This is a genomic window from Prauserella rugosa (assembly GCF_000719975.1).
GTDB classification, from domain to species: domain Bacteria; phylum Actinomycetota; class Actinomycetes; order Mycobacteriales; family Pseudonocardiaceae; genus Prauserella; species Prauserella rugosa.
This window is the reverse complement of sequence record NZ_JOIJ01000021.1, coordinates 42,736-55,248: the sequence shown is the minus strand read 5'-3', so window position 1 is coordinate 55,248 and position 12,513 is coordinate 42,736. Positions and strand designations below refer to the sequence as shown.

Genomic DNA, 12,513 nt, shown 5'->3' with positions numbered 1-12,513 from the left:
ACATGGACCTGTTGCGGCCGATCTATGCCCAGACCGCGGCCTACGGGCACTTCGGTCGCCCGGACGCCAACCTGCCGTGGGAAAACACCAACCGCGCCGACGACCTCGTGCGCGCCACCGGCGCGTAGCGCCGCGCATCGCGCGCCGGCACGGCGGGCGTGACCGGAGAGTGCAAGGAGAACGGCCCCAGCACGGTCCCTGACCAGGGGCCGTTTTCCTTTCGGTGTGAATTCGAGACACACGGGTCACCTGCCGCCCGGACGGGTGATGCGGTGTCATACGCTTCGGAACTTGTGGTGGACACTCAGGGAACCGGCAGCCGCCCCGGCGGCGCGGACAGCGGTACGGGCGGTGTGACCGCGGCGGCGACAGGCTCGACGGAGTCCGCGGGCGCGCCCGCGGCGCCGGTGCGCAGCCCCCGGCACATCAGCTGGGACGCGGTACGCGTACTCGGCATTCTCGCGGTCCTGGCCTTCCACACCACGTTCCTCACCCCGCACACGCTGCCCGGCTACGACCTGCCGCCGGGACCGCTGCAGATGGACTTCCCGTTCGGCGCGTCCCTGCTGATCGTCATCTCCGGCTACTTCGCCGCGATGACGATCGGCAAGAAGCCGCCGCTGCGCTGGTGGCTGCGCCGGTTGGCGCGCCTGCTGCCCGCGTTCTTCGTGGCCGTCGTGGTGATCTTCGCCGCCAGCATCGCGTTGCACCCGGAGGGCTTCTACCGGCCGTCCTACACCGACCTCGTCGGCAACCTGGCGCTGATGCCCAACCTGCTCGACAGCGTGCAGTACATCGACCGCGCCCACTGGACCGTGCCGATCCAGGTCTGCGGGTTCACGGCGATCGCGCTGCTGGCCTGGAAGGGCAGGGTGCGCGGACGCGCGGCCTCGCTCGTGATGTGGGGCGTGCTGCTGTTCCCGCTGGCCCTGCGCTACCTGTTCATGGGCCCGGGCATGGTGCCGCCGGAGTGGGTCAGCATGTTCATGGACGGCACCGGCCTCAACCGGGCCCACCTGCTGATCGCGGGCGTGGCGATCTTCCGGTGGTCCAAGCAGCGCATGACGTTCACCGAGCTGCTGCTGATGCTCGTCGTCGTCCTCGTGGCGCACACCAAGCACCCGCCGCCCGGCGACTCGGTCGTCGCGTTCGCCGTCGCGCTCGTGCTCATCTGCGTGGCGGCCTACCAGCCGGTGTGGGATGCGCGGTTCCTGACGAACTTCGCCCGGCCCATCCGCTGGCTCGCCGGGATCTCGTACGGCGTGTACCTCATGCACTACGTCATGGGCTCGCTCGTGGCGCGCCACCTGGCCGATCTCGGTGTGCCGTGGTTCGGCTGGATCCCCGCCTACCTGGCCACGGCGGTGCTGCTCGGCTGGGCGCTCACCCGGTGGGTGGAGCAACCCGCGTTCACCCTGCTGAACAAGGGGATCGACGCCCTGCCGAGACGGACGGCCCGCACCGGGACGTGAGCGCCGCTCTGGTAAAGAAGACGGCGTGACCGGCCCCGAACCGACCCCGCTGTGGGATCTGGACGACCTTCCCACGCCGACGACGGCGAACTCGGGGAAGGCAGGGGACGCAGCGGACGCACGGGGCGCGAAGGCAGGCCGGAAAACCGCCGGGCGGCCGCGCGGCGGCAAGCGCAGCGACAAGGGCCGTAAGCAGCCCGCCGACCGCGACCCCATCGCCAGGGTCGCGGTCGACGTGCCGCTGCCGCATCTGGACCGGACGTTCGACTACCAGGTGCCCCGCGAGCTCGACGAACGTGCCGTCGCCGGCTGCCGCGTGCGGGTGCGGTTCGCGGGACAGCTGGTCGACGGGTTCCTCGTCGAACGCGCGACCACGACCGACCACCGCGGCCGGTTGGCCTTCCTCGAGCGCGTGGTCTCCAGCGAGGTCGTCCTCACGCCGCGCCTCGCGGCACTGTGCCGGGCCGTGGCCGAGCGCTACGGCGGCACGTTCATGGACGTGGCTCGTCTGGCGATCCCGCCGCGCCATGCCGCCGTCGAGGCGGAGGACACGGATACGGCGTCCGGGGCCGACACCACGCCGCAGGCAGCCCCGGACGCCGCGGCGTGGGAGCGGTACCGGTGGGGAGGCTCCTACGTGGCCGCGCTGGCCGCGGGCCGCGTGGCGAACGCGGTGTGGCAGGCGCTGCCGGGGGAGGACTGGCCCGCCCGACTCGCCGAACTGGCCGCCACCGTGGCCGCCCAGGGCCGCGGGGCGGTCCTGGTCATGCCCGACCACCGGGACGTGGCGCGCGTGACGGCGGCGTGCGCCGCGCTCGCCGGGTCCGCAACGGTGACGGCGCTGTCGGCGGACCTGGGCCCGGCGGAGCGGTACCGCCGCTGGCTCGCCGTCAAACGCGGCACTGCGCGGATCGTCGTGGGCACCCGCGCCGCGATGTTCGCCCCGGTCGCCGATCCGGCGCTGTACGTGGTGTGGGACGACGGCGACGACCTGCACGTCGACCCCCACATGCCGTACCCGCAGGTCCGCGACGTGCTCATGGTGCGCGCGCACGCCGACCGGGCGTCGCTGCTCGTGGCCGGGTTCGCCAGGACGGCCGAGGCGCAGCTGCTGCTCGAGTCCGGGTGGGCCCAGCCGTTGACCGCCACCAGGGAGCAGGTGCGGGCCGCGGCGCCACGCGTGACGCCCACCGGCGAGGACTTCGACGTCGCGCGGGACGAGGCGGCACGGGCGGCGCGGCTGCCCGCGGTGGCGTTCGAGGCCGCGCGCGCGAGCCTCCGGGCGGGCGCTCCGGTGCTGGTGCAGGTGCCGCGGCGTGGCTACGTCCCTGGCCTGGCGTGTGCGCAGTGCCGCACACGTGCGCGGTGCCGCCACTGTGCGGGCCCGCTGTCGTTGCCGAGCGGGGGAGAGGCCGGATCACCCCGGTGCCGGTGGTGCGGGGTCACCGACGCGGCCTTCCGGTGCAGCGCGTGCGGGTCGACGCGCCTGCGTGCCGTCGTGATCGGGTCCAAACGGACCGCCGAGGAGCTGGGACGGGCGTTCGCCGGGGTCGCCGTGCGGACCTCGGGCGGCGGCGAGGTGCTCTCCGAGGTGGCCTCGGCCCCGGCGCTGGTCGTGGCCACGCCGGGTGCGGAACCGGTCGCCGACGGCGGATACGGCGCCGCCCTGCTGCTGGACGGATGGGCGCTGCTGGGCAGGCAGGACCTGCGTGCCTCGGAGGAGGCGTTGCGCCGCTGGATGGCGGCCGCGGCGCTCGTGCGCCCCGCTTCGGACGGCGGCCGGGTCGTCGTCGGCGCCGAGGCGGCGATCCCCGTGGTGCAGGCGCTGGTGCGGTGGGACCCGGGCTGGTTGGCCGAATCCGAACTGGCCGAACGGCGCGAGCTCGGCTTCCCTCCCGCGGTGCGCATGGCGAGTCTCGACGCCGCACCGGACGCCCTGGCGGAGGCGCTCGACGAGATCGACCTGCCCGACAGCGCCGAGATCCTGGGCCCGGTGCCGCTGGGCGAGGTCGACGAGGAGGGGCGGTCGGACCGCGAACGCGCGCTCGTGCGGGTGCCGCGCGGGGACGGACGTGCCCTGGCCGCGGCGGCCCACACCCTGGCCGCCGTGCGGGGCGCGCGTAAGGAGGACAGCCCGGTGCGGATCCGCCTCGACCCGCTCGACCTCATCTAGGCCCCGGCAGTAGCGGCAGTAGCGGCAGTAGCGGCGGAGTGTCGGTGGCGCCTGCCACCATGGCGAACCGTGAGAACGATGAGCCTGTCCGTGGCCCGACGTACGGCGCTGGCGGCCCAGGGGTTCACCGACCCCCGGCCTGCGGGCGAGCCGACCCGGCGGCATCTCAACCGCGCCCTCGGCCGCACGAAGCTGTTGCAGCTCGACTCGGTGAACGTCGCCATGCGGGCGCACTACGCGCCGCTGCTGGCCCGGCTGGGGCCGTACGACCCGGCGCTCGTCGACGACGCGGCCTGGACCGACACCGCACGCAGGCCGCGGCTGCTCGTCGAGTGCTGGGCGCACGAGGCGAGCCTGATCCCCGTCGAGGACTGGCCGTTGTTGATGTCGGGCGCGAAACGGCGAGGCTGGTGGCGTGGCTACGAACGGCTCGTCGACGAGTCCACCGGCCTGGTCGAGGACGTGCTGGCGGTCGTCAAGGAGCTCGGCCCGGTCGGTGCGGGCACGATCGAACGGGAGCTGACCGGCGGTGAGCGGCGCACGCCGGGATCGTGGTGGGAACGCTCGGACGTCAAGAAGGTGTGCGAGTGGCTGTTCGGCATCGGCGAGCTGACCACGGGCACGCGGCGCGGGTTCGAACGGTGTTACGACCTGACCGAGCGGGTGCTGCCCGCGGCGGTCCGTGCGCGCCGGGTCGAACCGGCCGAGGCCGCGCGGGCACTGGTGGCACGGTCGGCCGAGGCGCTCGGGGTGGGCACCGAGACCGATCTGCGGGACTACTACCGGCTCGGCCCCGAGATCACCCGTGCGGCGATCGGCGAGCTCGTTGACGACGGGACACTCGAACCGGTGCGGGTGCAGGGCTGGCGGCCGCAGGCGTACCGCCATGTGGCCGCGACGACCCCGCGTACGGTCACCGGACGGGCGTTGCTGTGCCCGTTCGACCCGCTGATCTGGGAACGCGCCCGCACCGAGCGACTGTTCGGCTTCCGCTACCGCATCGAGATCTACGTGCCCGCCGCCCGGCGCGAGTACGGCTACTACGTGTTCCCGTTCCTGCTCGACGGGCGACTCGTGGGCCGGGTCGACCTGAAGGCGGACCGGACCGCCTCGGTGCTGCGGGTGCCCGGTGCCTTCGCCGAGGCCGACGTCGACCGTGGCCACGTCGCCGCCGAACTCGCCGCCCAGCTGCGGGAGACGGCCGACTGGCTGGAACTCGACGACGTGGTGGTCGGCGAGGCCGGCGACCTGGCGACCGAGCTCGCCGGGGAGGTCAGCGCGCGGCCGCGGTGAGCGCCGAGGTGACGATCGCATCGCCCACCCCGGTGCGGGCGCGCACCGACACGGGCACGTCGCGGTCGGGTGCCATGTCGGAGACGTCGAGCTCGCTCACGGCCCGGCCCGAGCCCGACGACAGGTCGATCTCCGCGGCCACGCCCGAGCCGATGCCGACTCGGATCGTGCCCGATCCCGTCGTGGCGTCGATCGCCCCCGACGCGACGTTCTCGACGGTGACGTGCCCGCTGCTGGTGCGCACCAGGACGTCCCCGGAGACCTCGCCGATCCGCACGTCACCGTCGCTCGTTGACACCGCCGACGGCGCAGCCAGCCCACCGACGGCGACCTCGCCCGTGCCGCGTAGTTGCAGCCCGCCGCGCAGGGTCCCGGCCGTGACGTCCCCGCCGCCCGCGCGGACGGTCACCGCACCGTCGGCGTCGCCCAGCCGCACCGCACCGGATCCGGTGCTCAGATCCGCGCCTCCGCACGTGCCGTCCACGGTGATGGGGCCCGCCGCGGCACGCACTCGTACCGAGCTGCCCTCCGGCGCGTGCACCGTGACGCCGAGCGGTACCGCGTGCAACGGCAGCGAGCCCGGACCGCGCACCACGATGCGCCCGCCGCCGGCCTCGATGCGGCACTGCGCCACCGCCTCCGCGGGTGTACCGGCCAGTTCGGCCGCGCCGAAGCGCTCGCCCACCCAGTTCAGCAGGCTCGTCACGCTGTCGGTCCACGGCAGGTGCGCCTGGGGGTCGTGGCGGACGGTCACCGAGAACGGCCCGTCGCCGAGCAGGAGCGTCACCGACCCGAACGGGATGTCGACGTCGACCTCCGCGGGTTCGCCGCCTGTCTCCAGCTCGACGGTCTCGACCCGGATCGGGTCCTCCGGCTGTCCGCTCGTGCCCGCGTGCTCGTTCATCAGCCTTCCACCCATCCGTGCAGGTGCGACCGGTCGGTGCCCGGGCGCTGCTCGTGGTCCCCGCGAGTCCCGCCGGCCTCGCGGTCCCTGTCGTGCTCGGCGTTGTTTCTGCCGTTGTTTCTGTCGTCGTTGCCGGCGTGGCCGGGGCCGTCGTGGCCGCGGCGCTGCTGCGGACCACGGCGGGGGCGCTCGTGGGTGCGAGCCCGCCGGTGGCCGGGGTGGCCGTGCTGGCCCTGCGCGCTCGCCCGCAATGCCTGCTGCACGGCCTGTGCGACGAACGAGTTCAGCGACAGCCCTTGCGCGGCGGCGGCCTGCTCGGCCTGTTCCTTGATCTGCTCGACGATGCGCAGCGTGATCCGGCTGATGTCCCCGGACGAGCCGGCGATGTCGCCGAACGAGAAGCCCCGTGCCGCGGCGTCGCCGTGGGACGCACCGTCGGCGCCGGGTCCGGCACCGGCGGCCTCGCCGCCGCCGGTGACCCCGCCGTCGACCACGACCCGGACGTCGCGGCCGTCGAGGCGGACGTCGACGGTGGGCCCGTCCAGTCGGGAGGTCACCTCCTCGGCCATGTCGGCCAGGGCGTTCATGAGCGTGAGCCGCGCAGCCGGTTCGAGTGCCGCCGACAGCACCCCCGCGGCCCGCTGCATGTCCTCGTCCCCCGCGGAGGCGCTCGTGGTGAGGTCCTCGCGAAGTCGGTCCAGATACGGAGTGAGGTCCATGACTTCATGGTGACGTCACGCATGACATCATGCAAGGAGAATGACGTCATCGATGATGTCATGTGCCGTTGGTGGCGGTGTCGTCGAGCAGCCCGAGGGGACAGCCGTCGCGGCTGCCGGGCCGGACGAGCAGCGGTTCGGCCCAGTACGCTGCGCGGTGCAGCACGCAGCGGGCCCCGGCGGCCGTGGCCGGGCCCGCCGGCTGGTCAGGAGAGGGGAGCAGTACGTGGTCGAAACGGTGTCGCCGCAGGTGCGGTTGATCGCGAAGACGGAGTTCCTCCCGCCCGAGGACGTCCCGTGGAGCACCGACGCCGACGGCGGACAGGCGCTCGCGGAGTTCGCGGGCCGGGCGTGCTACCAGTCGTGGCAGAAACCCAACCCGAGGACCGCGACCAACGCCGGCTACCTCGACCACATCATCGAGGTCGGGCACCTGTCAGTCCTCGAACACGGCTCGGTCACCTTCTACATCACGGGCATCTCGCGATCGGTGACCCACGAGCTGATCCGCCACCGGCACTTCTCCTACTCACAGCTCTCACAGCGGTACGTGCCCGAGACCGACGCCGCGTTCGTCGAGCCCGACGTCATCGCCGAGGACCCCGAGCTGCACGAGCGGTTCCTCGCCGCGACCCGGGCCAGCGTCGAGGCCTACACCGAGTTGCTCGCCGGCCTCGAACGAAAGTTCGCCGACGCACCGAACGCGACGCTGCGCCGCAAGCAGGCCAGGCAGGCGGCCCGCGCGGTGTTGCCCAACGCCACCGAGACCCGCATCGTCGTCACCGGCAACTACCGCGCATGGCGGCATTTCATCGCCATGCGTGCGACCGAGCACGCCGACGTGGAGATCCGCGCGCTGGCGGTCGCGTGCCTGCGCGAGCTGCAGAAGGCGGCCGAGAACGTCTTCGCCGACTTCACGATCTCGACCCTGCCCGACGGCACCGAGATCGCCACCAGTCCCCGTGTGGCCGAGGGCTGATCGCCGTGCGCAGACTCGCCATCGACGTCCGGCCGGGGGAGTACGCGGTCGCCCGCCTCGGCGCCGCCGCACCCGTGCCTGCCGGCCTGCTCGACCGGAGTGACGGTGCGTTCGTGTCCGTCACCCGCACCGGAGACGAACTCTCGGTCGTGTGCCCCGCCGACGCCGTCCCCGAGTCGGCGCAGGCCGAACGCGGATGGCGGCTGCTGACGGTGCGCGGACCGCTGGCGTTCACGCTCACCGGCATCGTGGCGGCGCTGTCGAGCGAACTCGCCGCAGCGGGCGTGGCACTGTTCGGCATGTCCACGTTCGACACCGACCACCTGCTGGTGAAGGAGGCGGACGTGGAGCGCGCCGTCGGTGCACTGCGATCCGGAGGGCACGAGGTCCACGTTTCCGACGTCTGACCGGGTGTGTGCGCCTACGATCGGCGCAGCCCGGGAGACGAAGTGAGGCCGCGTGACCGAGAACGCCCAGTACGACCAGGATTCCACCACCCACGCACACCGCCCTGCGCGGACCGTGGCCGGCCGCTACAGCCTGCTGCAGGAACTGGGCCGCGGCGGCATGGGCGTGGTCTGGCGGGGCGAGGACACCGTGATCGGACGTCAGGTCGCGGTCAAGGAACTCCGGATGCCCGACGGCGAGAGCGCGACCGTGTTCTCCGAGCGGGTCCTGCGCGAGGTGCGCACCGGCGGCAGGCTCAACGACCCGGCCGTGGTGACCGTGTTCGACGTGGTGACCGAGGGCGACGCGACGTTCATCGTGATGGAGCTGGTCGAGGCGCCGACGCTGTCGGACCTCGTCGCCGCCCGCGGTCCGATGCCCGCGCACGAGGTCGCCCGGATCGGCGAGCAGGTGCTCTCGGCGCTCGAGGCCGCACACCGGGCCGGCATCGTCCATCGCGACGTCAAACCGGGCAACATCATGGTCGCCCCGAACGGGCGCACCAAGCTCACCGACTTCGGCATCGCACAGGCCGTCGACGACCCGCGGATCACCACCAGCGGCATGCTCATCGGCTCGCCCGCGTTCATGTCCCCCGAGCGCGTCGCGGGCCAGGAGGCCGTCGCCGCCTCGGATCTCTGGTCGCTGGGGGTGACGCTGTACTTCGCGGCCGAAGGCGTCCTGCCCTTCGAACGGGCGACCACCGCGGCCACCCTGCACGCGATCATGCACGAGGTTCCGCAGCTCACGCGCGCTCACGGGCCACTGGCCACCGCCATCATGGGCATGCTCACGTCCGCTCCCGAGGCTCGGATCCCCGCCGGGCAGGCACGCGGTCTGCTCACCGCGGCCGCCCAGCCCGCCCTCGGCACCCCGCCCGGAGGGCAGCCCACCGCCGTCCACCCCGGCGGTCCTCCGACCCTGGCGGCCGGGACATCGGGGGCTCCGGGATATGCGGGGGCTCCGGGGTACGCGGGGGAGCCGGCCACAGCCGCAGCGGCCGGGCAGGCACGCCGCAGGCGGACGCTGCTGACGGCAGCCGGCGCGGTCGGCGGCGTCGCGCTCCTGGTCGGCGGGCTGCTGCTGGGCAAGGCGATCTGGTCGCCCGCCGCGGACGAGGCCATGGCGGAGACGTTGACCTACGGCCGTGGGGGCGACATCGCGAACTACACGGTCGACGGCAGCTCGTACTACTGCGTCAACACCCCGCTGGCCTCCGGCACCGCACTGTCGAACAGCAACTGGGTGGACTGCGACGACGAACCCCACGACGCGCAGCTCTTCGACAGCGCAGCGGTCACCCCCGCGGCGAGCATCACCGGCGACGGCGTCCCCGCGACCTACCCGGGCGAGGAGCACGTGCGGGCCTTCGCCGAGGCGAAGTGCGCCGCGGCCTTCCACAGCAACCGCATCCGGGACGAGGCCCGCGAGGGGCTGCACCACCTGGCGCTCGTGCCCACCGAGGGCGAATGGTCCCGGCCCGTCACCGACGACGGAGACGACCCGGTTCGCGAGGTGTTCTGCTTCGCCGTGCCGGCGGAGGGCGGGCGGCTCGAGAACTCGGTGACCCGCGACGTGCTCTGAGTACCGCGCTCTGCATGGGGTGCCCTGGGCGCCGCGCTCCGGGTGGACGGCCGATGCGGGGCCACGCAAGAACTTCCGGCGCTCGCGCCCGGCGACCGGGGATCCTCCGGCGGATCGACCGGCTCCGGAGCAGGGGCGTTCGCGAGCGTGGTCGGCGCGCTGTGACGTGGCCGTAAGAGGTACCGTCAGCGGCATGTCGACCGCACTGCCTACCGCGCCCACGGCGGCACCGGGCCGCCCGTTCGGCCGCGTGCTGACCGCCATGATCACCCCGTTCGACGCCGAGGGGCGGCTCGACGTCGACAAGGCGCAGGAGATCGCCGAGCACCTGGTGGAACTGGGGAACGACGGCCTCGTCGTGAACGGCACGACCGGCGAGAGCCCGACCACCACCGACGAGGAGAAGGCCCGTCTGGTGCGCGCGGTGTCCGAGGCGGTCGGGGACCGCGCGGCCGTGGTCGCCGGTGCGGGCACCTACGACACGCGGCACAGCGTCGAACTCGCCCAGCAGGCCGCGAAGGCCGGTGCGCACGGGCTGCTCGTCGTCACGCCGTACTACTCCCGGCCCACCCAGGCCGGCGTGCAGGCACACTTCACGGCCGTCGCCGACGCGACCGAGCTGCCGGTGATGCTCTACGACATCCCGCCGCGCTCGATCGTGCCCATCGAGGTCGACACGCTGCGGCGCCTGGCCGAGCACCCGCGGATCGTCGCCGTCAAGGACGCCAAGGGTGACCTGCTCGCGGGCAGCGAGGTCATCGCCAACACGCATCTGGCCTACTACTCGGGCGACGACGCACTGAACCTGCCGTGGCTGTCGGTGGGCGCGACCGGCGTGGTCAGCGTGATCGGCCACGTCGTGGCCGGGCGGATCCGCGCCATGATCGAGGCCTACGAGGACGGCGACACGTCGACCGCCCGTACCAACCACCGCGGCATGCTCGCCGTGTATCGTGCGTTCTCCCGCGTCGGCGGGGTCGTGTTCTCGAAGACCGCCCTGCGCCTGCGTGGCTACGACGTCGGCGGTCCGCGACTGCCCATCGTCCCGGCCACCGACGAGCAGGTCGAGGCGATCGCCGCGGACCTGACCCAGGCCGGCGTGCCGCTCGACGACTATCGAGCGGAAGACTGGGCGGGTTCTCGGGTCGCGCGTGCGGACGAGGCCGCCGCCTACGTCACGCCCACCACCCACACCAGCGTTGGGACACTGCATCAGTGAGTGAACTCTCGGTCGGCCCGGGGCCGACCTCCGCACCACCCGCCCTGCCGGACGGCGCGCTGCGCACCGTCGCACTCGGCGGCATCAGCGAGGTCGGCCGCAACATGACGGTCTTCGAGTACGGCGGCAGGCTGCTGATCGTCGACTGCGGGGTGTTGTTCCCGGAGGACCCGCATCCGGGCGTGGATCTCATCCTGCCGGACTTCCGTGCCATCGAGGACCGGCTCGACGATATCGACGGGCTGGTGCTCACCCACGGCCACGAGGACCACATCGGTGCGGTCCCGTTCCTGCTGCGCCTGCGGCCCGATCTGCCGGTGTACGGATCGACGTTCACCCTGGCCCTGCTCGCCGCGAAATGCCGGGAGCACAAGCAGAAGCCGGTGCTGATCGAGGTCTCCGAGGGCGAGCGGCGTGACGTCGGTGCCTTCGACGTCGAGTTCTTCGCCGTGAACCACTCGATCCCCGATGCGCTCGCGGTCGCGATCCGCACCCCGGCCGGCGTCGTCCTGCACACCGGGGACATCAAACTCGACCAGCTGCCCCTCGACGGGCGGCTCACCGACCTGGCCGGGTTCTCGCGGCTCGGCGACGAGGGCGTCGACCTGCTGTGCGTGGATTCGACCAACGCCGAGGTCCCCGGGTTCGTGACCCCGGAACGGGAGATCGGTCCCGTCCTCGACGACGTCATCGGCAAGGTCAACCAGCGGGTGATCGTGGCCTGCTTCGCCAGCCACGTGCACCGCGTGCAGCAGGTACTGGACGCGGCGGTGAAGCACGGCAGGCGGGTCGCCCTGGTCGGCCGGTCGATGGTGCGCAACATGAACATCGCCGCCGAACTCGGGCTCCTCGACGTGCCCGAGGGGCTGCTCATCGACCTCGACGAGGCGGTGAACCTGCCCGAGACGAAGGTGCTGTTCGTCTCGACCGGCTCGCAGGGCGAACCGCTGTCGGCGCTGTCGCGCATGGCTCGCGGCGAGCACCGCCAGATCTCCATCCGGGCCGGCGACACGGTGGTGCTGGCCAGTTCGCTGATCCCCGGCAACGAGAACGCCGTCTTCGGCGTGATCAACGGTCTGGTGCGGCTCGGTGCCGAGGTGGTGCACCAGAGCAACGCCAAGGTCCACGTGTCCGGGCACGCCTCGGCGGGCGAACTGCTGTTCCTCTACAACGCGATCCGCCCGAGCAACGTCATGCCGGTGCACGGCGAGTGGCGGCACCTGCGCGCCAACGGCGAGCTCGCGGTGCGCACGGGCGTGGCGCCGGAGAACGTGGTGCTCGCGGAGAACGGCGTCGTGGTCGACCTCGTCGACGGCAAGGCATCGGCGACCGGGCGCATCGAGATCGGCGAGGTGTACGTCGACGGGTTGTCCGTCGGCGACGTGGGCGAGTCCACCCTGTCCGACCGGCTGATCCTGGGCGAGGGTGGCTTCATCGCGATCACCGTGGTGGTCGACTCGGCGACCGGCAGGGCGATGAGCCAGCCGACCGTGTCGGGACGTGGCTTCTCCGACGACCCGAAGGCCCTCGATGCCGCCGCGTCGCTCGTGGAGATGGAACTCTCCCGCACCGAGGCCGAGGGCATCACCGACACGCATCGCATCGCGCAGGCGGTGCGCCGCGCGGTCGGCCGGTGGGTCGCCGAGACCTACCGCCGCCGCCCGATGATCGTCCCGACGGTCATCCCCGTCTGACCCGGCGCCGAACGCCCGGCGCGAGCGAG

10 protein-coding genes and 1 pseudogene are annotated in these 12,513 nt (G+C 72.8%); 9 read left to right on the top strand and 2 right to left on the bottom strand.

Annotated features, from left to right (window positions below; all coding sequences use genetic code 11):
* The 4 genes and pseudogenes from IF64_RS27995 to IF64_RS0121745 form a co-directional block, all read left to right on the top strand.
* Positions 1-128 (top strand): annotated as a pseudogene (locus IF64_RS27995) (methionine adenosyltransferase); the annotation flags it as partial.
* A 279-nt stretch (positions 129-407) separates the two neighbouring features.
* Complete coding sequence (locus IF64_RS0121755) at positions 408-1,472, top strand: acyltransferase family protein (RefSeq protein WP_036877506.1); 1,065 nt, start codon at positions 408-410, stop codon at positions 1,470-1,472.
* A 25-nt stretch (positions 1,473-1,497) separates the two neighbouring features.
* Positions 1,498-3,645, top strand: a complete 2,148-nt coding sequence (locus IF64_RS0121750; RefSeq protein WP_030534020.1) for a primosomal protein N' — start codon at positions 1,498-1,500, stop codon at positions 3,643-3,645.
* Positions 3,646-3,723: 78 nt separating this feature from the next.
* A complete protein-coding gene (locus IF64_RS0121745) occupies positions 3,724-4,938 on the top strand; it encodes a winged helix-turn-helix domain-containing protein (RefSeq protein WP_030534019.1) in 1,215 nt (404 codons plus the stop codon).
* On the opposite strand, the gene IF64_RS0121740 is transcribed toward IF64_RS0121745, so the two are convergent.
* Positions 4,919-5,842, bottom strand: a complete 924-nt coding sequence (locus IF64_RS0121740) for a DUF4097 family beta strand repeat-containing protein (RefSeq protein WP_030534018.1) — start codon at positions 5,840-5,842, stop codon at positions 4,919-4,921. The genes IF64_RS0121745 and IF64_RS0121740 overlap by 20 nt on opposite strands.
* Positions 5,842-6,561 (bottom strand): toxin-antitoxin system HicB family antitoxin, encoded by a 720-nt coding sequence (locus tag IF64_RS0121735; RefSeq protein ID WP_084706025.1) that lies wholly within the window; start codon positions 6,559-6,561, stop codon positions 5,842-5,844. Before IF64_RS0121735 ends, IF64_RS0121740 begins: the two co-directional genes overlap by 1 nt.
* A gap of 226 nt (positions 6,562-6,787) precedes the next feature.
* Here IF64_RS0121735 and thyX point away from each other — a divergent pair, with 226 nt between their 5' ends.
* The 5 genes from thyX to IF64_RS0121710 all read left to right on the top strand — a co-directional run bounded on the left by thyX (position 6,788) and on the right by IF64_RS0121710 (position 12,484).
* Positions 6,788-7,540 carry an FAD-dependent thymidylate synthase gene (gene thyX, locus IF64_RS0121730; protein WP_030534016.1) on the top strand — a complete coding sequence of 251 codons (753 nt, stop codon included), beginning with the start codon at positions 6,788-6,790 and terminating at the stop codon, positions 7,538-7,540.
* A gap of 5 nt (positions 7,541-7,545) precedes the next feature.
* The gene (locus IF64_RS0121725; RefSeq protein ID WP_030534015.1) at positions 7,546-7,947 is read left to right on the top strand and encodes an ACT domain-containing protein; all 402 of its coding nucleotides are present in this window, start codon (positions 7,546-7,548) and stop codon (positions 7,945-7,947) included.
* A 52-nt stretch (positions 7,948-7,999) separates the two neighbouring features.
* The gene (locus IF64_RS0121720) at positions 8,000-9,571 is read left to right on the top strand and encodes a serine/threonine-protein kinase (RefSeq protein ID WP_030534014.1); all 1,572 of its coding nucleotides are present in this window, start codon (positions 8,000-8,002) and stop codon (positions 9,569-9,571) included.
* A 193-nt stretch (positions 9,572-9,764) separates the two neighbouring features.
* Positions 9,765-10,790: a 4-hydroxy-tetrahydrodipicolinate synthase gene (gene dapA, locus IF64_RS0121715; RefSeq protein ID WP_036877473.1), complete on the top strand. Its 1,026-nt coding sequence runs from the start codon at positions 9,765-9,767 to the stop codon at positions 10,788-10,790.
* Positions 10,787-12,484, top strand: a complete 1,698-nt coding sequence (locus IF64_RS0121710; RefSeq protein WP_030534012.1) for a ribonuclease J — start codon at positions 10,787-10,789, stop codon at positions 12,482-12,484. The genes dapA and IF64_RS0121710 overlap by 4 nt, the downstream gene beginning before the upstream one ends.
* Positions 12,485-12,513 lie beyond the last annotated feature (29 nt).